The following is a 21,929-nucleotide window of genomic DNA, read 5'->3' on the forward strand; positions in this document are numbered from 1 at the left end:
CTTGAGTGCGATCCTTGGTCAGGGAAGCGGAATTCCAGTCCCGGACAAGACGGGCATGGCGGAGTTCCGATTTTCGGGGAACCTCAGGAGGTGGCTCAAGCGTTAAGCGCAGCGGTCATCATGAATGATCCGGGCTGCTCCGTCCGTGCAATTGTTGCAGGCTTCAACTTTATTGCCCTGCAGCAAAAACATGCTAGTCTCCGCCCCTGCTCCGTTTTCCGGAGCGCCGCGGGGATGTCCGGACGGGGGCTGCCCGATGGCCGCAGAAAGGGCAAGCATTCATGTTCTATGAGCTCTACGAGATGAACCACGCCGCACTCACGCCCGTGCGTGCCGCGGCGGAGGTGATGAGGCTGGCGTTGAAGAACCCGCTGAACCCATGGACCCACACCCTCTACGGGCGTTCCATGTCGGCGGGCCTGGAAGTCTTCGAGCGTGCGACCCGACGCTATGCCAAGCCCGAATTCGGCCTGCCGGAAACCACCATCAACGGCAAGCCGGTGGCCGTCTACGAAAAGGTCGTCTGGTCGAAGCCCTTCTGCAATCTTCTCCATTTCGAGCGGGTGCTTCCCGCCCGGCATCCGCAGGACCCGAAGCTGCTGATCGTCGCGCCGATGTCCGGCCACTATGCGACGCTCCTTCGCGGCACGGTGGAGGCCATGCTGCCCCATGCGGAAGTCTACATCACCGACTGGATCGACGCGCGCATGGTGCCGCTGTCGGACGGAACCTTCGATCTCGACGACTACATCGACTATGTGATCGAGATGCTCCACCATCTCGGGCCGGACACCCATGTGATGGCGGTCTGTCAGCCTTCCGTACCCGTGCTGGCCGCCGTTTCCGTCATGGAAGCCGCGGGCGATCCCCTCGCGCCGTCCTCCATGACGCTGATGGGCGGGCCCATCGACACCCGGATCAATCCCACGGCGGTGAACCAGCTTGCCCAGGACAAGCCGCTCGAATGGTTCCGCGACAACGTGATCATGAACGTCCCCTGGCCGATGCCGGGCTTCATGCGCCCTGTCTATCCCGGCTTCCTGCAGCTCTCGGGCTTCATGTCGATGAATCTCGACCGGCATCTTACCGCGCACAAGGAATTCTACATGAACCTCGTCAAGAACGACGGGGAAACGGCTGAGAAGCATCGGGAATTCTATGACGAGTATCTCGCCGTCATGGATCTGACGGCGGAATTCTATCTGCAGACCGTGGATACGGTCTTCATCCGTCACGCCCTTCCGAAGGGGGAAATGATGCACCGTTCCACCCCGGTGGACCCCTCTGCCATCAAGCGCGTGGCGCTCTTCACCGTCGAGGGGGAAAACGACGACATTTCCGGCCCCGGCCAGACAAAGGCTGCCCAGACGATCTGCTCGTCGCTGCCGGACAACCTGCGCCAGCACTATCTCCAGCCCGATGTCGGTCACTACGGCGTGTTCAACGGGTCCCGCTTCCGCCGCGAGATCGCGCCGCGCATCGTCGCCTTCATGCATGAGCATGCCCGGGCGGGGAAACCCTCCGTCAAGCGGGTGATCAAGGGCGGCAAGGCCGGCTGACACCGATTTTGTCCTTTGGCTTCAAGGGCTTCACCGAAACCGGCAAGGTACGTTCTTGAAGCGTACCCCGGGCTTAACCACATCGAGATCATCGGCGCGGCATTCCGCCGGCCGATGCGAAAGAAGGTTAAGCGCAATGAACCAGTCTTCCTACATACGTCCGGACTGGACCCCGGCCACCGTCGCCCTGATGGTGCTTGGCTTCGTGGTCTTCTGGCCGCTGGGATTGGCCATGCTGGCCTATATCCTCTACGGAGATCGCCTCCAGGACTTCAAGCGGGAGGCGAACCGCAAAATGGATGCCGCACCGTTCCGCCGCTGGCGCGGGGAGTGGGGCCGCGGCTCCTGCCGTACCCGGTTTCACGAAACGGGCAACACTGCATTTGACGAATGGCGCCGGACCGAACTGGACCGGCTGGAGGCCGAACGCCGCAAGCTCGACGAGATGCGCGCCGAATTCGACCGCTACGCGGCGGAACTCCGCCGCGCCAAGGATCGGGAAGAATTCGACCGCTTCATGCGGGAACGTTCGAACCGCAGCGAAGATCGCCCGGCAGACGACAGCCAGGGCTTTTACCAGAGCTGATCGGCTCTCCCACACGCGAAGTTCGACCGGCATCCCCATGGGTGCCGGTTTTTTGTGAGCCTTCCCTTCGCTGTTCTCGTTACCGACCGCGAATCGGTTAAAGTCCGGACCATGTTTGCCCGCCTCGCCAAGAAGAAACCGGCCCGTCGCAGCCCGCCGAAGCGCCCGCTCAAGGAGGAGCGCGTGCTGCCCGTCCATGGCCGGCCGGTGCCGCTCGTCATCCGCCATCTGGAACGGGCAACACGCATCACGCTCCGGATCGAGCCCGGTGGCCGCGCCCTGAAGATGACGGTGCCCTATGGTCTGCCGGAAAAGGACCTCTCTGCCTTTCTCCGGAGACACCAGGGCTGGCTCGAGACGAAACTTTTCGACTATCCCGACGACACACGGCTTCTTCCGGGCGCAACGGTGCCGATCCTCGGCGTCCCGCACCGGATCGTTCACTCGGGCAAGCTGCGCGGCCTGACGGAGACCGGCATGGAAGGGGGCGAGGCAGTGATCCGCATCAGCGGTCTTGAGGATCACGCAGGCCGGCGCATCGCCGACCACCTGAAGAAGCTCGCGCGCAGGGAGCTCGATCGTCTCGTCGCCCATCATGCCGCCCAGTCCGGAAAATCCTTCCGCGACGTGACGCTAAAGGATACGCGCAGCCGCTGGGGTTCCTGCTCCTCCGCAGGCAACCTGAATTTCTCCTGGCGCATCGCCATGGCGCCGCCGGAGGTCATCGATTACCTCGCGGCCCATGAAGTCGCCCATCTCACGGAGATGAATCACGGTCCGAAATTCTGGGCCCTGTGCAAGCGGCTTTGCCCGCACATGGACGAATCCAAGGCCTGGCTGAAGCGTCATGGCAGCGCCCTGCATGCCATCGATTTCGGCTGACCTGCGACACCGCGAAACCCTGTTCCGAGCACCTTTTGTCTCGACTCTTCCTTCATTTCATGCCACGTCCCAAACCATGAAACCGGATATCAAGATTTGCGGATTGAAGACCGCCGAGGCTGTGACGCGCGCCGTCGAAAAGGGCGCGACCCATATCGGCTTCATCTTTTTCCCGAAGAGCCCGCGCAACATCGAACCGGATCTGGCCGGACGCCTGGCCGATCCTGTCAGAGGCAGGGTGAAGGTGGTGGCGGTCACCGTCGATGCCGACAACGACGATCTGGACGAGATCGTCGATCTCCTGAAGCCGGACATCCTGCAGCTTCACGGTTCCGAAAGCCCGGACCGGGTCCTGACGGTCAAGGCGCTCTACGGCCTTCCCGTCATCAAGGCCTTCGCGATCCGCGAGGCTTCCGATCTCGAAAAGATCGATCCCTATGTGGGTATCGTGGACCGCTTCCTCTTCGACGCGAAGCCGCCAAAGGGGTCGGAGCTGCCGGGCGGCAACGGCGTGTCCTTCGACTGGTCGCTCATGCAATCGCTTGACGAGGGCGTGAATTACATGCTTTCCGGGGGATTGAACAAAGATAATGTGGCAGAAGCGCTGGCGGTGACGCGTGCTCCGGGGCTCGATGTTTCCTCCGGCGTGGAAAGCGCTCCCGGCGTCAAGGATCTGGGCATGATCGATGCCTTCTTCGATGCCGTCCGCGATGCGAGTCGCCGTACCTGATTGAATGCCTGCTTGAAGCCGAGGAGTGAGAGCGTGAACCAGCCTTTGAAACCCAATTCCTTCCGTGCGGGGCCGGATGAAAACGGCCGCTTCGGCATTTTCGGCGGGCGCTTCGTCGCCGAAACGCTGATGCCGCTGATCCTCGATCTGGAACGCGAATGGAACAAGGCGAAGACGGACCCAGAGTTCCAGGCCGAACTCCAGCATCTCAACACCCATTATACCGGCCGCCCGAGCCCGCTCTATTTCGCGGAGCGCCTGACGGCCCATCTCGGCGGTGCCAAGATCTACTTCAAGCGTGACGAGCTCAACCACACGGGCAGCCACAAGATCAACAACTGCCTTGGCCAGATCCTGCTTGCCAAGCGCATGGGCAAGACCCGCATCATCGCGGAAACCGGAGCCGGCCAGCATGGCGTAGCCTCGGCCACCGTCGCTGCGCGCTTCGGCTTTCCCTGCATCGTCTACATGGGCGCGACCGACGTCGAGCGCCAGGCTCCCAACGTCTTCCGCATGAAGCTTCTCGGCGCGGAAGTGCGGCCGGTGACATCGGGACACGGCACCCTCAAGGATGCGATGAACGAGGCGCTGCGCGACTGGGTGACCAATGTCGAGGACACCTATTACATCATCGGCACGGCCGCAGGCCCGCATCCCTATCCGGAGCTGGTGCGCGAATTCCAGTCCGTGATCGGCAAGGAAACCCGCGAACAGATCATGGCGGTCGAAGGCCGGCTGCCGGACATGGTGATTGCCGCCGTGGGCGGCGGCTCCAACGCCATCGGTCTTTTCCATCCGTTCCTCGATGACGAATCCGTACAGATCGTCGGCGTGGAGGCGGGTGGCAAGGGTCTCGATGGAGAGGAGCATTGCGCCTCCCTGACCGCCGGTACCCCGGGCGTGCTCCATGGCAACCGCACTTACCTGCTCCAGACGCCGGACGGCCAGATCAAGGAAGGCCATTCCATTTCGGCAGGTCTCGATTATCCGGGCATCGGCCCGGAGCACAGCTGGCTCCACCAGATCGGCCGCGCCGAATATGTGCCGATCATGGACGACGAGGCGCTGGCTGCCTTCCAGCTTCTGACCAAGCTCGAAGGCATCATTCCCGCGCTCGAGCCGTCCCATGCTTTGGCAGAAGTCATCAAGCGCGCCCCGAAGATGGGGAAGGACCAGATCATCGTGATGAATCTCTGTGGCCGCGGCGACAAGGACATCTTCACCGTCGGCAAGATTCTCGGAATGGGGCTCTAAGATTATGACTGCACGCATGGACAGGCGCTTCGAGGCGCTGAAGAAGGAAGGACGCCCCGCGCTCGTCACCTATTTCATGGGCGGCGATCCCGATTACGAAACATCCCTCGAGATCATGAAGGCGCTCCCCGGCGCCGGCTCCGACGTCATCGAGCTGGGCATGCCGTTTTCGGATCCCATGGCAGACGGACCGGCAATCCAAGCCGCCGGCCTGCGCGCCCTCAATGCCGGGCAGACGCTCGTCAGGACGCTGGCCATGGCCCGGGCCTTCCGCGAGACCGATCAGGACACGCCGATCGTGATGATGGGCTACTACAATCCGATCTACATTTATGGCGTCGACCGTTTCGTCGCCGATGCGCTGGCTGCCGGCGTCGATGGCCTGATCGTCGTCGACCTCCCGCCAGAGATGGACGACGAGCTCTGCCTGCCTGCCGTCAAGGCCGGCCTCAACTTCATCCGGCTGGCAACGCCCACGACGGATGACCGCCGCCTGCCGACCGTCCTTAAAAATACCTCAGGTTTCGTCTACTACATCTCGATGAACGGCATCACGGGCTCGGCCCTGCCGGATCCGTCGGTGGTGGGCGGTGCCGTTCAGCGCATCAAGGGCCATACGAGCCTGCCGGTTTGCGTCGGTTTCGGTGTAAAGACGGCGGAGCACGCCCGTCTCATCGGCGCGTCGGCGGACGGTGTGGTCGTCGGTACGGCGATCGTCAATCGCGTGGCCGGAAGCCTGACGCCGGATGGCAAGGCCAGTGCTTCCACCATCGAGGCCGTGACCAGCCTTGTGCGGGAACTGGCAGACGGTGTCCGTGCCGCCCGGCCGGTTGCCGCCGAGTAAGGACGGGCCTTTCGGAAATTCATGGGCGCGCGGCAGCGCGCCGGACTATGAGGAGTATCTCGTGAACTGGATCACCAACTACGTCCGCCCGCGCATCAACTCCATGCTCGGCCGCCGCGATGTACCGGAAAACCTCTGGATCAAGTGCCCCGAAACGGGCGAAATGGTCTTTCACAAGGACCTGGAAGAAAACAAGTGGGTCATCCCGGCTTCCGGCTATCACATGAAGATGCCGGCGAAGGCCCGGCTGAAGGACCTGTTCGACGGCGGCATCTACGAGCCGCTCGCTCAGCCGAAGGTGGCGCAGGATCCGCTCAAGTTCCGCGATTCCAAGAAATATACCGACCGCCTGAAGGACAGCCGTGCCAAGACCGAGCAGGAAGACACCATCCTGGCCGGCCTCGGCAAGGTGGACGGCCTCAAGCTCGTCGCCGTCGTGCATGAATTCAACTTCATGGGCGGTTCGCTGGGGATAGCCGCAGGCGAGGCGATCGTGAAGGCCTTCGAGCGCGCCATTGCGGAAAAATGCCCGCTCGTGATGTTCCCGGCCTCCGGGGGCGCGCGCATGCAGGAGGGCATCCTGTCGCTCATGCAGCTGCCCCGCACCACTGTCGCCGTCAATATGCTGAAGGAAGCCGGCCTGCCCTATATCGTCGTGCTCACCAACCCGACGACGGGTGGCGTGACGGCCTCCTATGCCATGCTGGGCGACATTCACATGGCCGAACCCGGCGCGGAAATCTGCTTTGCCGGCAAGCGCGTGATCGAGCAGACGATCCGGGAAAAGCTGCCGGAGGGTTTCCAGACCTCGGAATATCTTCTGGAGCACGGCATGGTGGACATGGTCGTGAAGCGTCACGACATTCCCTCGACGCTTGCCCGCACGCTCCGCATCCTGATGAAAAAGCCTGCAAACCAGACAGCAAATGCCGTTCAGCCGATAGCTGCCGCCGGTTGATCGGAGAAAGATGGGGGCCGGAACGGGTGGCCTTTGCCGCCTGTTCCGGCCCTTTGCTTATGGAGAAGGCCTTGCAGCCTGTCTCCGCAGACAGACTGCCGAACGGGAACCCGCCATGACCGCACCGACCACCAGCGAAGCTGCCCGCATCATCGACCAGTTGATGGAGCTCCATCCGAAGGGTTTCGACCTTTCCCTCGACCGGATCACCCGGCTTCTCGAGCGTCTGGGTAACCCGCATCTGAAACTGCCGCCGGTCATTCACGTCGCCGGCACCAATGGCAAGGGGTCGGTCGTGGCCTTTTCCCGCGCGCTTCTGGAAGCGGCTGGCCTGTCCGTTCATGTCCACATCTCCCCCCATCTCGTTCACTGGCACGAACGCTACCGGATCGGCGTCAAGGGCGGGCCGGGCAGCCTGGTCGAGGACGCGATGTTTGCCGATGCGCTGCGGCGCGTTGCGGAAGCCAATGCCGGCGAGAAGATCACCGTTTTCGAGATTCTCACGGCCGTCACCTTCGTGCTCTTTTCCGAACAGCCGGCGGATGTTGCAATCGTCGAGGTCGGTCTCGGCGGCCGCTTCGATGCCACCAATGTCATTCCGAAGCCCGCAGTTTCGGTGGTGATGCCCATCTCGCTCGATCATCAGGCCTATCTGGGAGATCGCGTGGAGCTGATTGCCGCGGAAAAGGCCGGCATCATGAAGCGCGGCGTTCCAGTCGTGATCGGACATCAGGAATACGAGGCAGCGCGCGACGTGCTGGTGGATACGGCCGAGCGGCTCGGTTGCCCCTGCTTCGTCTATGGCCAGGATTTCTCCGCGCATGAGGAAATGGGGCGTCTTATCTATCAGGACGACGAGGGTCTTTCCGACATTCCGCTCCCCCGCTTGCCGGGCAGACATCAATATGCAAACGCCGCTGCCGCGATCCGGGCGGTGCGCGCTGCCGGCTTCGAGCTCACCGAAGCCGTGATCGAAAAGGCCATGGTCTCCGTGGAATGGGCCGGGCGCCTGCAGCGGCTGAGCGACGGCGCCCTCGTGGCGCGCGCTCCGGCCGGTTCGGAAATCTGGCTCGACGGGGGGCACAATCCCGGCGCTGGCGAAGTGATTGCCGAAGCCATGGCGAATTTCGAGGAGCGCCAGTCCCGCCCGCTCTACCTCGTCATCGGCATGATCAACACCAAGGAACCGGTGGGTTATTTCAGGGCCTTCAAGGATATCGCGCGCAAGGTCTTCACGGTGCCGATCCGCAATTCGGATGCCGCCATCGATCCTCTGGCGCTTGCGGTGTCCGCGGCCGAGGCCGGCCTCTCCGCTTCCGCTGTCTCGACGGTCAGCGAAGCGCTCGACGCCATCCGGCAGCAGCTGAAGCCCGGAGATCCTGCCCCCCGGATCCTGATCGGCGGGTCGCTCTATCTCGCCGGAGACGTTCTCGCCGACAACGGCACGCCGCCGCGCTGAACCCATGAAAAAACCCGGCTCGAAGGCCGGGTTTTCCGCATCAGGCTTTGTGCACGCTCACGCTGCGCTGGAGATCCAGGCGCTCAGGGCATTCTTCGGGGAAGCGCCGACCTTCACGTCAGCCACTTCGCCGCCCTTGAACATGGCGAGCATCGGAATGGAGCGTACGCCGAAACGGGCGGCGAGCTCCGGGTTTTCGTCGACATTGATCTTCGCGATCTTGACCTTGCCGGCAAACTCGTTCGACAGTTCCTCGAGGCTCGGGCCGATCATCTTGCAGGGACCGCACCACTCGGCCCAGAAATCCACGACCACCGGCTCGGCAGAATTGAGGACCTCGGCCTGGAAGTTGGCATTGTCGACTTTTACGGTTGCCATGGAAGCACTCCTTGGGAAGAATTTCGTTTGAATGACATGTGAGCGTGCGCCGCCCGTTTTTCAACGAGACCTATCTCACTTTGGTGTGATTTCAGCAAGACTGCTTTCCAGCAGCGGGTCGTCCAGCGGAATGACCCGGGCGGTTTCGGTATAGACCAGCAGACACTGGATCGGTCGATCCCGGTAGAGCGGCTTGAGGATTTCCCGGTAGATCGCCAGCTGTGCCCGGTGGGAAAGAGGGACCCCGGCCGCTGTTTCGGGCGGGTGCCGGTTCGTCTTGAAATCTGCCAGCAAGACGCGGTCGTCGAGCACCGAGAGGCGGTCGAGCCGGCCGGAAATGGCGTAGTCGCGCCCGCCGAGGCGCAAGGTGCCCATGATCGCCACTTCGGCGCGGGATCCGTGAGCGAAAAGGCCTTCAAGCCTCTCGTCGTCCATCAGCGCGGTTATCGCCCGGACCAGCCCTGCACGCTCCTCCGGATGCCAGAAACGGGCAGCACGCTCCAGATAGCGCAGTGCGGCATCCTTGCGTTCTTCGGGCGCAATCTCGGGGAGCACCTGCATCAGACGGTGCGTAAGCTTGCCGCGCTGGGCCGCCCTGTTCGGGGCAGCCTTGTCGCCGAAGAGCGGAGACATCACTAGGACATCTCCCTCTTCGTTGTCCACGACAGTGCCGGCTTCCGACGGGCTGAGCGGACGGGGCAGGAAAGGCTGCTGGGGAAGCGGCGCCATGAGCGCGGATGGAAGAGAGGGCATTTCCTCCTGCTTCTCCACCGGCATCATCGTTTCGAAATCCCGTTCCCGAACCGGACTGAACCAGCGGAGCCCTTCCCACTCGCCCTCCGGGCCGCGGAAGGTTGCCGGTCGCATCTGTTCTTCCCGGGCACCGAGGGCGGTTCTGACCAGGCTGTGCCACGTGTCGCCAACCTGCCGGCTGCCCCGATAACCGCAGATCACCAGATGGTCGGCCGCCCGCGTCATTCCCACGTACAGAAGGCGCCGGTATTCCTCCTCGCCCGCCAGGCGCAGGCGATGTGCGTCTGTTGCAACGAAGCTGTTCTCGACGGACCGGTTCGGGATCCAGACGGGCAGCGGGCCATCGGGCATTTCCAGCAGGCGCAATTTCGGCAGATGACGTGTATCGAACGGCTTCGAGCCACCATCGACCAGAAACACCACCGGCGCTTCCAGCCCCTTGGCCGCGTGCACGGTCATCACCCGCACCTCGCCGCGTCCCTTGTCCTGCTCCCGCTTGACCTCGGGGGATTCGGTTTCGAGCGTCGCGAGGAAGGAGGACAACCCGGGCAAGCCCGTCGTTTCGTGATCCAGGGCAAAGGCGAGGAACTCGTCCAGAATGTCGCTGACCTCATTGCCGAGCCGCGCCAGGAAGCGCCTCCGGCCACCGAAGGGACCGAGCACGCGGGCATAAAAGTCATGGACGGGAAGATGACGGGCAAGGGCCCGAAGCTGGTCGAGACTGTCCTTCAGCCGCGCCAGCCCGGCGTCTTCCGCACCCAGATCCCGCAGATGGCGCCAAAGGCTGACCCCCTCCGGCCGCAGGGCCGCAAGCGCGAAGAGTTCGTTTTCCGCCAGATCGAAGAGCGGGCTCTTGAGGACCGCGGCCAGCGAGAGATCGTCGCCTTCCTGTGACAGAAAACGGCCGAGCGCCATCAGATCCTGAACGGCTATGTGGCTTGTGAGCCTCAGCCGGTCCGCACCCGCAACCGGAATGTTGCCGTGGCGCTTCAGCGCGCGATTGAGGGCGTTGACGAAGGCATCGCGCTTGCGAACGAGCACCAGTACATCGCCAGGTTCGACAGGACGCCGCTTGCCCTTGTCGATGATGTACGTCCCCTGAATCATCTCGCCGATCCGGTGCGCGATGCGGCGGGCGAGAACGGCGGCGGGCGCGCTTTCCGGGGTGGAGTCGAACGGGGCCGTCCAGTCCTCGTCGGGCGGCGAAGGTTCTGCGGCAATCATGTCCCACAGCTCGACGGTACCGGGGTGGCCAACCCGGGAAGAGCTGTGCTGCACCGGTTCACCTCCGGCGCTGAGGCCCCTGGCGTTCTCGGGAAGCGCAAACACCTGGTCGACCGCCGAAAGGACGGCTTCCGTCGAGCGGAAGGACAAGGGCAGGCGGATCGGCGAAAACGCGCCATAGGCGGAAGCCTTGCGGCTGACCTCCTGCCGTTCCTGCGAAAAGCGTTCGGGCCGTGCCCCCTGAAACGAGTAGATCGACTGCTTTTCGTCACCCACGGCAAAAAGCGTCCGGCGTCCCGGCCGTGCCGTCTGCCCGGAGAAAAAGTCGTCCGACAAGGCGCGAATGATCCGCCATTGATCGGGGCTCGTATCCTGGGCCTCGTCGACCAGAATATGGTCGATCCCCTGATCCAGCTTGTAATGCACCCAGGGGCCGGCATCGGAGCGAGTCAAAAGGTCTGCGGTGCGTACGATCAGATCCTCGAAATCCAGATAGCACCGGCGCCGCTTCAGATCCTCGTAGTCGCCTTCGAGCCTCTCCGCCAGCGTCAGTGCCGCGAGCGTCGCTTCGAGCATGGCATGCACCTTGAGCCGGTCGGCAAGCGCGCAGATGTGATCGCGTGCCCCCAGAACCGCATCTTCCAGGCCGGGGTCGGCTGCAGACATTTTCGTCGTGATCAGTCCCGAGGCGGATTTGGGTTCTTCCTTCGCCGTCATGAAGACCGACTTCAGCCGTTCGAAGCGCCGGTCCGGATCCTCCTCGCGACCGGCTGCCTCGAGCTCGGATGCCACTTCGCCCGCCTTCTTGCCGCCGATGCTGCGGGCACTGTCCAGATAGTCCTTCAACCGGGCGCCAGAGAGGCCGGGCAGCGGCCAGGCGGAGGACAGCAGGCCGTGGCGTGTTTCTCCGGCGGGAAGTTGCAGGGCCCTGCGGAGAACAGCCTCAGCTCCGTCCGATCGCTCCGCCTCCCTGAGGAAGCGCCGAATAGCGTTTCGATTGGCAATGATGCTCTCCAGAAGCGCCTCGAGCCCCGTGTCGTCCGCAAGGGAGAGCACATGGGCAAAGGCGGCTGCAAGATCGGGATCGTCCTCGGTCGAGGTCGCGGTCAAAAGGCTGCGCCGTGCGTCGCCGAGGAGCGTCGCTGCGGAACGATCGTCGAGAACGGCAAAATGACCCGCGACATTCGCCTCCAGAGGGAACTGGTGGAGCAGCGCCTCGCAGAAGGCATGGATCGTCTGGATCTTGAGACCGCCCGGCGTTTCGAGCGCCCTTGCAAAAAGCCGGCGCGCTTCCGCAAGCCGGATGGAATCCGGCTCACGGCCTTCGATCTCCCGCAATCTCTGGCGCAGCGTCTCGTCGTCGATGGTCGCCCACTCCGACAGCCGCTGGAACACGCGGTTCGACATTTCCGAAGCCGCAGCCTTGGTGTAGGTCAGGCACAGGATGGCGGAGGGACGGGCGCCCGAGAGCAGAAGCCGCATCACCCTCTGCGTGAGCACATGCGTCTTGCCGGAGCCGGCATTGGCCGATACCCAGGCGGACCGTTCCGGATCGGATGCTATGCCCTGCTGGCGGGTGGTCCAGCTTATCCATTCGCCAGGCTCTGTCAGCTGGGGCAGCGGCTCGAAATCACTCATCGCCGGCTTCCTCCTCGCCTTCGGCCGTTGCCCATTCGGCGACGCGGGCGAGGTGATCGTATTCACCCCCGTAATCCTGCGCACTTGCCGGAATGAGCCGGGACATGAAGCCTCGCTGTCCCGTCTGGAGAACGCTCACGAAACGGGAAAGCTCGTTCAGCGATTCGGCGGCCAGATGGGGAGCGGACTTCACTTGCGTGGAGGCCGTTACCTTGCCCTTCTCGTTGTTCACCACTTCCGCCTTGAACCGCGTGCCCGGTCTCAGCCGCACGTAAAGAAGGTCATCGGGCTGGCGCACGCCTGCCTGCCGGAACGCACCACCCATCAGCGCCGCGGCTTCCAGGGGAAGCTGGGGATCGAGGAGGCTTCTAGCCTGTGCCGTGGAGGGACTGGAGCCGGTCTTGTAGTCGATGATGTCGGCGACGCCACCCGGCTTGATGTCGATGCGATCGGCAACGCCCGTCACGCTGATCCCGAGGGCGGGAAGATCGAAGCGGGCGCGGACCTCGGTGATGCTCTTTTCGACGATGCGATCCCGCTCCGCCTGCCACTCGAGGAAGGAAGCGGCAACCTCTGCAAAGCGCGGGCGCCACACGGCATCGACGTGCGCGGGAAGCCTCTCGCGGTCAAACTCCTCCTCGATGATGCGCCCCATGGCTGCCGAGGCTTCCGGATAGCCGGCCCTGTGACCCTCCCGCACGAAGCGGTCCACGATCCGGTGATAGAGCGTACCGCGTTCCGCAGCCCCGGGATCGGTATTGTATCCGTCGAGCGGATCGAGACGAAGGATGCGCCGCGCATAGATCGCATAGGGGTCCCGACGCAGGCGCCCCACCTCGCTGAACGAGTAGCTCTTCGGCTGGAGCGCGGCCGGCGGCCGCGGATCCGGGCGTGTTGCCGGCTCCTGTCTTTCGCCGGCATCCAGAAGACCGGCCCAGTGGCAGTAGCCGGAAGCCCGCCGGCGCAGGCCCTCGGCGAAATCCTTGCCGCCGAGCGCCAGCAATCGCTGCAGCCAGCGGGAGGCAACGGCCGGTGCCGTGCCGATCCTGGCGGAACGGGAGTAGATCAGGTGCCGGGTGCCGTTCGCCATCTCGAAATCGTGGGCGTGCTGTCCCGTCCTGCGCTCCGGCGGCTCGAGGCCGATGCCGGTTTTCATCATGCGGGAGAGGAATGGATTTCCACTGGTGGACGCTGGCCAGACACCTTCGTTGAGGCCGCCGAGGACGAGCGTATCCACGCTCTGCAGGCGCGCCTCCAGCGTGCCGAAAATGAAGACGCGAGGATGGCTCATGGCCCTCGGCTTGACCTGCTCCCCGGAAAGGAAGGCCTCCATGATGTCGGCCCATTGAGGGCCATCGGCCTCTATGATGCCGTCGGTTTCCATGATGGAGGCGAGAAGATCGGCAAGGGCGGCTCCGGCCTCGTCCGACCAGAGCGGACCAAAGCCCTTCGCAGGACAACAGGCGACTGCCTCGAGTACCCGCCCCGTCAGTTCCGCCCATTCGGAAAGGGGCCGCTGCTGCCGGAGGCCCTGCCTTAGGTCGCCGGCAAAGAGCGTACCGGTGAGCGGCGCGGTGCTGTTGCGTATGGCAACGGCCAGAGCGCGTGCGGGCTCCAGTGCTTCGGGCGGTATGGATTTCCTCCACTCCGGCACATGATAGGCTTCTGCCTGTTCGGCGAGCATGGCATCGAGCAGGGAATCGACGCCGGCGATATCGACCGAGCCGACACCGCCACGCAGCGCAAGGAGCTCCAGCGCGCAGGCCGCCTCCGGCAGCGCTTCTGCATTCATGCCGAAACGCGCAAGCGGATGCTTGAGCAGCGAGATCAGGGCGACCGGATCGCCCGGCCGCAGGGTGCATTCGAGCACAAGTCGCGTGAGCGTGCCCTGTGGCGTCGCCATCAGCGGCGTGCCGGCGGTGTCGTCCGCCTCGATGCCGAAGCGTGCGAGTTCTGCCTTCACCCGCCGGGCAAGGCCGCGGTCGGGCGTTATGAGGGCTGCCTGCGAAAGGCCGTGCCGCCCCGGCCGGTCGAGCGCCAGGCGAAGGGCCACGGCGATGGCCGCGGCCTCTTCTCTTTCGTTGGCTGCCTCGATGAGCCCGACATCGGAGAATGCCCGCTCGAAGGCGTCCGGTTCCAGACCCCTGCGCCAATCGCTCCAGCGGCTTGTCGCATCCGCAGGCGCAAGAGCTGCAGAAAGGATGCGCTGGCGCATGGTAAGATCGGCATCCGGCTGTCCGAGAGGCCTGACATCGTCCCTTTCGAGGCCGAGCTTTCGCAACAGGACTGCCAGACCATATTGCGGATGGGAACGGCGCGCAGGATCGGTGAGCAGTCCTTCCGCATCGAGCGGAGCCACTTCCTTCCAGTCCTCGTCATCCATCCATTGGTCGAGCCCGGGCAGCACGACAGCCCCTTGCTGCAATCCCGCAACGACGCCGATCAGTTCGGCGGTTGCAGGCACCGAACCGGTGGAGCCGGCAACGATCACCGGGTCGGCCTTTCCGTCGAGCTGTGCCAGCCGCCGGGCCTCGACGCGCAGCAGGGCATTGCGGTGACGCGCGGATGAGGATGCCTTCAGCTCCTCCAGCCGGGCGGGCCAGAAATGGCTCGCAATCTTTAAGAATTCCGCTGTCAGCTGCCACCAGGCGGAATAGGCGTCGGTATCCAGCCGGCGCAGGTCGTCCCAGTCCCGCTCCTCGGTCTCGATGGAATCGATGAGATCGGAAAGGTCGCGGGCAAGCCAAACCGCATCCGCAGGGCTCGCCGGGGCGGCCAGGGGCGAATCGGGATGCATGCGGGCAACCGCTTCGGGAAGCCGGTTTCTCCAGGCAAGAATGAGGCGCGCCAGTTCCAGGAGCCGCGCCGTGGAGGGCAGGGGCTCTGCGAGATCCAGGATCTCCGGCGGCTCCAGATCGAAATAGCCCGAATCGTCATCCGTTTCGCCGAGGGGCCGGATCAGCGGCAGGATGGCGGATTGTCCTCCCAGCAACGTGACGAATTCCGACCTCAGGACGCGGACGGCTCGGCGCGTGGGAACGTAGATGGTCAGCGCGGCCAGCCGCTCGGGATTCTCGCCATCGAGACGGAAACCTGGAACGACCTCACCGGCACAGATGGCGCGCGCCAGGGTTGGAAGAAAGGGCAATCCGGGTGCAATGGTCAGGACCCTTTTGGATGCGCGTGCCATGTCAGCCTGCCTTGCGGCCCAGCACCGTCTCTGCTTCCGCAATGGCTTCCGGCGTGCCGACGGTAATCCAGTCCGCATCGAGCAGAATGCCATGCAGCCGGCCCGAGGCGATGGCCCTGTCGAAATAGATGTTCAGGTTGAAGGGGCCATCCGGTGCATCGGAAAACAGGCGCGGATGAACCGCCATGGCGCCAGCATAGACCACCGGTGCCGGCAGTCCCTCCCGAAAGCGGGCCAGCTGGCCATCGCTGCCGAGGCTGAAGTCCTTCTTGCCGTTATGTCCGGTTGTGCGATCCAGCGGAACGCAAAGCAGGAGCATGTCCATCCGCTCTGGATCGAAACCCTGTGCCAGACGCTTGAGGGCAGGAGGTGTCGCCGTTTCATTCACCCAGAAGAGATCGGCATTCATGACGAGCGTGGGTTCGCAGTCGAGAAGCTTCAGGCCCCTGACCAGTCCGCCGCCGGAATTCAACAGCTCTTGCCGTTCGTCGGAAAGCAGGATGGCCAGGCGCCTTTCCCTGGCCAGATGCGCTTCCATCTGGTCGGCGAAATGATGAATGTTGACGGCAGCCTTCCTGACGCCGGCCTCCACCAGAAGGTCCAGCACATAATCGATCATCGGTCTTCCGGCCACCGGCACGAGCGGCTTGGGCATGCGCTCGGTGATCGGCCGGAGGCGCGTGCCGAGGCCGGCCGCCAGCACCATGGCCTGGCTTATGGGAGAGTGTCCGTCGGGCATGCTGACCCCGTCATGATTCGCTGGGGCCGATTTGAGCCTCTGCAAACCAGTTGCGCAAGGGTGCGAGAGCGTCGTGTTCCAGCGCACGGGACAGATAGGCGAGCGTGCGGGGCATGTGCTTCATGTAGCCGGGTTTTCCGTCGCGCTTCCACAGCCGGACCCAAAGCCCGGCAAGCTTGCAGTTGCGCTGGGCTTCCATCAGGGCGAGATCCTGCCGGAACCGGGCCTCGTGAAAGGGCGGGTCAGACCGTCTCGCGGAGAGATAGACCTCCAGCAGGCGGTCGGCCATGTCGGGAGGGATCGTCACGCGCGCATCCTGCAGGATCGAGGCGACGTCGTAGGCGGTCGGACCGATCATGGAATCCTGGAAATCCAGTATGCCGATGCGGTCCAGCCCCTGCCTCTCTCCCCGCCAGATGATGTTCGGCGAATGAAAGTCGCGCAGCAGCAGATTCGTTTCGCTGTCGACCAGGCGGTCGATCAACCCGTTCCAGATGTCGAGATAGGACTGCCGTTCGGCAGGGGAGGCCTCGCGGCCGGTTTTCCACGGCACGTACCAGTCGAGCAGCAGCCGTGTCTCCATGGCCATCGGCACCCTGTCGAATACCGGGACCCGGTGGACGTGCGCCCCGCAATCGTTCCGCTTGACATGAATTTCAGCGGTAAAGGGCCGGCCGTGAAGGGCGGCAAGGGCGCTGACAGAGGCTGCATAGCGTTCTTCGATCGGTTGGCCTTGCGCGTCAAGCACGCCATCCGTGCCCAGATCGTCGAGCAGCAGGAACCCCTGCTCGCAGTCGGCGCAGAGAACCTCCGGCACCGCGAACCCTCGCTCTGCCAGTCCTTGCGCGATTGCAATGAAGGGCCAGGCATCCTGCGCGATATGGGCGACCTTTGCATAGGGTTTGCCCTCGAATACCGGAGGACCTTCCGGCGGTTTCGGCCAATCCATGAGGATCAGGCGTTCGCCCTTCTCGCCCGGGAGATATTCGTAGGCCCGCACGGATGCGTCCCCGGTCAGAAAGCGGCGCGGCGCGCTGCCGAAGCCCGCACGCTCGAGGAAGCCGCGGATCGCCAGACTGCGTTCGATCCTTTTGCCGGCTTCCCCTTCGGCGCTGATGTCTGCACGCCGGCCATCGCCCTCGTGAGTGATGCGGATTTCGATCCGGTTGGCCGGGATCGCGTCCGGCATGCGTTCGGGCCATTCGATGATGGCGATGCCGTCGCGGATCGCCTCGTCGAACCCGAGCTCATCCAGCTCGGAACTGTCGGCAAGCCGATAGAAGTCGAAATGGGCAGCCGGAATGCGCAGATCGTAGCTTTGCACCAGCGTGAAGGTCGGGCTCGGAACCTCCAAATCCGCATCATCGGCCAGCGTGCGCAACAGGGCGCGGGCGAGCGTGGATTTTCCAGCGCCCAGATCGCCCGAAAGGGCAAGCACATCGCCCCTGCGCAGGGCGAGCGCGAGGTCCCCGCCCAACCGGATCGTCGCTGCGTCATCCTTCAGGGACAGGCTGACCTGCATCTTATTCCGCAGCCACGGCCCGGGCCGCCTCGCCGGAGGGAATGCGGCAGGTTACGGTCGTCCCGCCGCCCGGCGGGCTTTCGATGTAAACCGAGCCGTTGTGCAGATGCACGAAGCTTTCCACGATGGACAGGCCAAGGCCGGTACCGCTTCGCTTGCCGCCGCGTCCGTTGGTTTCGAAACGGTCGAAAACCGACTTCAGCATCTCCGGCGGGATGCCGGGGCCGGTATCGGAAACGGAGAAGACGAAATCCTCGCCGTCGCGCAGGCAGCGCAGGGTTATGGTCGACCGTTCGGGTGCAAAATTGGCGGCGTTGTTCAGAAGCTTCAGCAGGAGCTGCTTCAAGCGCTGCTGGTCGGCAGAAATGGTGCCGAGGGTGGCGGGCGCGACGATCTCCAGCATCACGCCACTCTCCTGCAGCCGGTCGGCGATATGGATCGCCACGTCATCCAGCAGGTCATCGATGGAGACGTCGGTGTAATTCAGCTTCATGATCCCGGCGTCGACCGTGGCGAGATCCAGAATGTCGTTGACCAGCGTGAGGAGCACGGCCGAGGACGTGGAAATATAGTCCACATACTCCGCCTGGCGCGGGGTCAGGGTACCGGCAGCCGGGGTCTTGAGCAGATCGGTGAAGCCGATGATGTTCGTCAGCGGCGAGCGCAGTTCGTAGGAAACATGCTGCACGAAGTCGTTCTTCAGGTCATCCGCCTTGCGCAGTGCCTCGTTCTTCTCGGTCAGCGCACGCTCGGCGCGGACGCTGTCGGTCATGTTGACGAAGGTCAGCATGGTCTGGGCATTCGGCAGCGGAATGACGGCGTAGTCGAGGACGAGGCCCGATTTGAGCTCCAGCGTGCCCTGAAGCGAGGGGCGTTCGTCGTCGAAGCTGGTGATCATCTTTCCGAACTGGCGCCAGCCGTCCGGCTGGTCGTAGCTCTGGCGGCACGCATCCTCGATGGCGCGGATGTGGGTGCCGGGCGCCGTTTGCGCCTCGGTTACCGCCCAAAGCGCGCGGAAGGCCGGGTTCGACAGCTTGATGCGGCCATCCGGGCCGAACACCGCAACGCCTTCGGCCAGATGATCGATCGTCTCGCCCTGCACCTGCTGCAGCGTGTTGTAGCGCGTCTCGAGATCGACCTGCTCGGTCATGTTCTCAAAGACCCAGGTCGCGCCGCCCTGCGGATGGGCGGTAGCGAAGACGCGCAGGATCTGTCCGTTCGGCAGATGCCAGACATCGGTCTGCGTATCGAGAGCCTGGTAGACGGACAGCGCGTTCTCCTTCCAGCTCTTCCAGTTCAGCTGCTCCGGAAGCTTGTTTGCCGAACGGAGTCGGTCGAGAAGCTCGCTGTTGTCGGGCGAGGATTCCAGGAAGGCGATGTCCAGCTCCCACAGCCGGACGAAGGCCTGATTGTAGAACTGCAGGCGTCGGCTGCCATCGAAGATCGCCACCGGCGTCGCCAGGTGATTGAGGGTCTCCGCATGGGCCTGGATGGTCCGCCTGAGTTCCTCCCGCACGCTTTCGGTTTCCGTCACGTCGACGGCCATGCCAGCCGTTCCCTGGGGCGAGCGGATGTCGACCACGTCATAGAAGGTCCGGGCGCCCTTCACCACGGTCGAAAGCTTGTCGTGGAAGGGCGAATCGACGGTTGCCGTCGCCTTGATCTTTTCGCGGGCCACGGTCCCGAGGATTTCGCGTCCCTCGCGAACGGCCTGGGCCGGGGAATCCGCTTCCACCGCTTCCCCATAGGCTTCGTTGACCCAGGACAGGTTTCCGTCCCGGTCCCGTTGCCATACCGGCATGTCGATGGAATCGAGCAGCTTCTGGAAAAGCGTGATGGAGCTTGCGAGCCTTTCCCGCTCGATCTTGAGTTCGGCCAGTTCGGCACGCAGGTTGTTGAGCGCGACGAAACGGACGAAAGCCCGCCCGCCCGAGACGCGCCCCTGAACCTCGAGTATTTCGTCGCGGTGCGTTTCCACCACCAGGTCGAATGTCTGGGCATGGGTACGCAAACCATCGATAGCGCGGTCGATCTCTGCGGCGGACTTGCTCTTCAGCCAGCGTCCGAAGGCCAGGAATTCCTGGCCCTGCTGGGGTGCGCCCGTTTCGGGAGGAAGGTGGCCGAGGATCTCGGGCTGGCTGACATGATCATCCCAGATCACGATCCGGCGGTTCTTGTCGGCAATCAGGGCCTGATAGCGCGAAATCCGCTGCTGGGCGTCCGAGAGCGCCGAGCGCATCTCGCGGCTCTCGCTTTCGATCGTGCCCTTCTGGCGGATCAGCCAGACCGCCGAGAACAGGGCAGCCGAGATTACCCCGAGAACGAGGGACGACGCCACCGTTTCAAATGACGTGAACAGATGCGCTTCGACCGGGGCGGGCTGGTTCGCCACCACCGGCGCCGCAAAACCCGCCAGTACGGTCCCCGAAATCCAGACCTGCCAGAGGCGATGGCGCAGCCCGCGCCTACTGCGGGCCTGTTCGGTTTCGCCGCTCAAATTCCTGTTGGCCGTCGCATGAGTGGTGAACTCCTGGCATGCGCCGGGCCCTGCCTGCCTAAGCAGGCTGTGATCCCTATCCGACATTCCGGTCTGTCTCCGTCCCTGGTGCCGCATCTCGACAAGACATCCCATTTCCGAAGGGTAGCGGGGAGCCGTTACCACTCCGAATCAAGTCCTAAAAAGATACTGTGGAAGGGATTCGCCGGAAAGAGTCCGGGGCAAAAAAGAAGCCGTCGCCTTTTGTCAAGGCGACGGCCACAAGATGTTGTGGAAACTGTTGCTATGGTTAATAGCGGTAGTGTTCCGGCTTGAAAGGACCGCTTGTTTCGACGCCGATATAGGCGGCCTGGTCCTGCGAAAGCTCCGTGAGCCTTGCGCCAAGCTTTTCGAGGTGCAGGCGGGCAACCTTCTCGTCGAGGTGCTTGGGCAGAACATAGACGTCGTTCTTGTACTCGCCCTGCTTCGTGAAGAGCTCGATCTGCGCCAGAACCTGGTTCGTGAAGGACGCCGACATGACGAAGGAGGGGTGGCCCGTCGCGTTGCCGAGGTTCAGCAGGCGGCCTTCCGACAGGAGGATCATGCGGTTGCCCTTCGGGAACTCGATCATGTCGACCTGCGGCTTGATGTTGGTCCACTTGAGGTTCCGGAGCGACGCCACCTGGATCTCGTTATCGAAGTGCCCGATATTGCCGACGATGGCCATGTCCTTCATCTCGCGCATGTGCTCGATGCGGATGACGTCGCGGTTGCCGGTCGTGGTGATGAAGATGTCGGCAGTCGACACCACGTCTTCCAGACGAACCACCTCGAAGCCGTCCATGGCGGCCTGAAGGGCGCAGATCGGATCGATTTCCGTGACCTTCACCCGGGCGCCCGCGCCGCGGAGCGAGGCAGCCGAGCCCTTGCCCACGTCGCCGTAGCCGCAGACGACGGCAACCTTGCCTGCCATCATCACGTCGGTGCCGCGGCGAATGCCGTCGACCAGAGATTCCTTGCAGCCGTACTTGTTGTCGAACTTCGACTTGGTGACCGAGTCGTTGACGTTGATGGCGGGGAAGGGCAGGAGCTTCTTCTCCGCCAGCTGATACAGGCGATGGACACCGGTCGTGGTTTCTTCCGTCACGCCCTTGATGGCGTCGCGCTGCTTGGTGAACCAGCCGGGGGAGGCCTTCAGCCGCTTCTTGATCTGCGCGAACAGGATTTCCTCCTCTTCGGAGCCCGGGGCGCTCAGCACGTCTTCACCGGCTTCGGCGCGGGCACCGAGCAGGATGTACATGGTGGCATCGCCACCATCGTCGAGGATCATGTTGGAAAAGCCACCATCGGCCCACTGGAAGATCTTGTCGGTATATTCCCAGTATTCCTCGAGGCTCTCGCCCTTGACCGCAAAGACCGGAACGCCCGAAGCGGCAATCGCAGCGGCGGCGTGATCCTGCGTCGAAAAGATGTTGCACGAGGCCCAGCGGACATCGGCGCCGAGCGCGACCAGCGTCTCGATGAGCACGGCGGTCTGAATCGTCATGTGCAGCGAACCGGAGATGCGCGCACCCTTCAGAGGCTTCCTGTCACCGAATTCGGAACGGCAGGCCATCAGGCCCGGCATTTCGGTTTCGGCAATGCTGATTTCCTTGCGTCCGAAATCGGCAAGGCCGATATCCGCGACGATGTAGTCTTTTCCGTTGCTCATGAATCTCTCCAAGCTGGCGAAGGGCC

At 63.6% G+C, this 21,929-nt stretch carries 15 protein-coding genes; 8 read left to right on the plus strand and 7 right to left on the minus strand.

Annotated features, from left to right (window positions below; genetic code table 11):
- The first annotated feature begins 281 nt into the window (after positions 1-281).
- From GGR23_RS20145 to GGR23_RS20180, 8 genes are all read left to right on the plus strand, one after another.
- Positions 282-1,559 (plus strand): polyhydroxyalkanoate depolymerase, encoded by a 1,278-nt coding sequence (locus GGR23_RS20145; protein WP_183368146.1) that lies wholly within the window; start codon positions 282-284, stop codon positions 1,557-1,559.
- A gap of 136 nt (positions 1,560-1,695) precedes the next feature.
- Positions 1,696-2,145, plus strand: a complete 450-nt coding sequence (locus GGR23_RS20150; protein ID WP_183368148.1) for a DUF2852 domain-containing protein — start codon at positions 1,696-1,698, stop codon at positions 2,143-2,145.
- A 111-nt stretch (positions 2,146-2,256) separates the two neighbouring features.
- Positions 2,257-3,027, plus strand: a complete 771-nt coding sequence (locus GGR23_RS20155) for a M48 family metallopeptidase (protein ID WP_183368149.1) — start codon at positions 2,257-2,259, stop codon at positions 3,025-3,027.
- 76 nt (positions 3,028-3,103) lie between these two features.
- A complete protein-coding gene (locus GGR23_RS20160; RefSeq protein WP_183368150.1) occupies positions 3,104-3,757 on the plus strand; it encodes a phosphoribosylanthranilate isomerase in 654 nt (217 codons plus the stop codon).
- Positions 3,758-3,790: 33 nt separating this feature from the next.
- Complete coding sequence (trpB, locus tag GGR23_RS20165) at positions 3,791-5,011, plus strand: tryptophan synthase subunit beta (RefSeq protein WP_183368151.1); 1,221 nt, start codon at positions 3,791-3,793, stop codon at positions 5,009-5,011.
- A gap of 4 nt (positions 5,012-5,015) precedes the next feature.
- The gene (trpA, locus tag GGR23_RS20170; protein ID WP_183368152.1) at positions 5,016-5,855 is read left to right on the plus strand and encodes a tryptophan synthase subunit alpha; all 840 of its coding nucleotides are present in this window, start codon (positions 5,016-5,018) and stop codon (positions 5,853-5,855) included.
- Positions 5,856-5,916: 61 nt separating this feature from the next.
- On the plus strand, positions 5,917-6,813 hold the full coding sequence (accD, locus tag GGR23_RS20175) for an acetyl-CoA carboxylase, carboxyltransferase subunit beta (RefSeq protein ID WP_183368153.1): 897 nt from the start codon (positions 5,917-5,919) through the stop codon (positions 6,811-6,813).
- A gap of 115 nt (positions 6,814-6,928) precedes the next feature.
- A complete protein-coding gene (locus tag GGR23_RS20180) occupies positions 6,929-8,272 on the plus strand; it encodes a bifunctional folylpolyglutamate synthase/dihydrofolate synthase (RefSeq protein WP_183368154.1) in 1,344 nt (447 codons plus the stop codon).
- A gap of 57 nt (positions 8,273-8,329) precedes the next feature.
- Here the strand turns inward: GGR23_RS20180 and trxA are convergent, their stop codons facing one another.
- From trxA to ahcY, 7 genes are all read right to left on the minus strand, one after another.
- On the minus strand, positions 8,330-8,650 hold the full coding sequence (gene trxA / locus GGR23_RS20185) for a thioredoxin (protein ID WP_183368155.1): 321 nt from the start codon (positions 8,648-8,650) through the stop codon (positions 8,330-8,332).
- A gap of 75 nt (positions 8,651-8,725) precedes the next feature.
- On the minus strand, positions 8,726-12,265 hold the full coding sequence (gene addA, locus GGR23_RS20190) for a double-strand break repair helicase AddA (protein ID WP_183368156.1): 3,540 nt from the start codon (positions 12,263-12,265) through the stop codon (positions 8,726-8,728).
- Complete coding sequence (gene addB, locus GGR23_RS20195; RefSeq protein ID WP_183368157.1) at positions 12,258-15,455, minus strand: double-strand break repair protein AddB; 3,198 nt, start codon at positions 15,453-15,455, stop codon at positions 12,258-12,260. Before addB ends, addA begins: the two co-directional genes overlap by 8 nt.
- 1 nt (position 15,456) lies before the next feature.
- Positions 15,457-16,194 carry a nucleotidyltransferase family protein gene (locus tag GGR23_RS20200; RefSeq protein WP_183368158.1) on the minus strand — a complete coding sequence of 246 codons (738 nt, stop codon included), beginning with the start codon at positions 16,192-16,194 and terminating at the stop codon, positions 15,457-15,459.
- A 10-nt stretch (positions 16,195-16,204) separates the two neighbouring features.
- Positions 16,205-17,716 (minus strand): tRNA (adenosine(37)-N6)-threonylcarbamoyltransferase complex ATPase subunit type 1 TsaE, encoded by a 1,512-nt coding sequence (gene tsaE / locus GGR23_RS20205; protein WP_183368159.1) that lies wholly within the window; start codon positions 17,714-17,716, stop codon positions 16,205-16,207.
- A gap of 1 nt (position 17,717) precedes the next feature.
- Complete coding sequence (locus GGR23_RS20210; protein ID WP_183368160.1) at positions 17,718-20,300, minus strand: PAS domain-containing sensor histidine kinase; 2,583 nt, start codon at positions 20,298-20,300, stop codon at positions 17,718-17,720.
- A 202-nt stretch (positions 20,301-20,502) separates the two neighbouring features.
- The gene (gene ahcY / locus GGR23_RS20215; RefSeq protein ID WP_183368161.1) at positions 20,503-21,903 is read right to left on the minus strand and encodes an adenosylhomocysteinase; all 1,401 of its coding nucleotides are present in this window, start codon (positions 21,901-21,903) and stop codon (positions 20,503-20,505) included.
- Positions 21,904-21,929 lie beyond the last annotated feature (26 nt).

Origin of the sequence: Gellertiella hungarica (assembly GCF_014197145.1) — a bacterium.
GTDB classification, from domain to species: Bacteria; Pseudomonadota; Alphaproteobacteria; order Rhizobiales; family Rhizobiaceae; genus Gellertiella; species Gellertiella hungarica.

Coding starts and splice junctions, on each gene's coding strand:
- GGR23_RS20180 (WP_183368154.1), top strand. CDS start 6,929: ATGACCGCACCGACCACCAGCGAAGCTGCCCGCATCATCGACCAGTTG.
- GGR23_RS20210 (WP_183368160.1), bottom strand. CDS start 20,300: ATGTCGGATAGGGATCACAGCCTGCTTAGGCAGGCAGGGCCCGGCGCA.
- addB (WP_183368157.1), bottom strand. CDS start 15,455: ATGGCACGCGCATCCAAAAGGGTCCTGACCATTGCACCCGGATTGCCC.
- addA (WP_183368156.1), bottom strand. CDS start 12,265: ATGAGTGATTTCGAGCCGCTGCCCCAGCTGACAGAGCCTGGCGAATGG.
- GGR23_RS20155 (WP_183368149.1), top strand. CDS start 2,257: ATGTTTGCCCGCCTCGCCAAGAAGAAACCGGCCCGTCGCAGCCCGCCG.
- GGR23_RS20145 (WP_183368146.1), top strand. CDS start 282: ATGTTCTATGAGCTCTACGAGATGAACCACGCCGCACTCACGCCCGTG.
- trxA (WP_183368155.1), bottom strand. CDS start 8,650: ATGGCAACCGTAAAAGTCGACAATGCCAACTTCCAGGCCGAGGTCCTC.
- ahcY (WP_183368161.1), bottom strand. CDS start 21,903: ATGAGCAACGGAAAAGACTACATCGTCGCGGATATCGGCCTTGCCGAT.
- tsaE (WP_183368159.1), bottom strand. CDS start 17,716: ATGCAGGTCAGCCTGTCCCTGAAGGATGACGCAGCGACGATCCGGTTG.
- GGR23_RS20150 (WP_183368148.1), top strand. CDS start 1,696: ATGAACCAGTCTTCCTACATACGTCCGGACTGGACCCCGGCCACCGTC.
- trpA (WP_183368152.1), top strand. CDS start 5,016: ATGACTGCACGCATGGACAGGCGCTTCGAGGCGCTGAAGAAGGAAGGA.
- GGR23_RS20200 (WP_183368158.1), bottom strand. CDS start 16,194: ATGCCCGACGGACACTCTCCCATAAGCCAGGCCATGGTGCTGGCGGCC.
- GGR23_RS20160 (WP_183368150.1), top strand. CDS start 3,104: ATGAAACCGGATATCAAGATTTGCGGATTGAAGACCGCCGAGGCTGTG.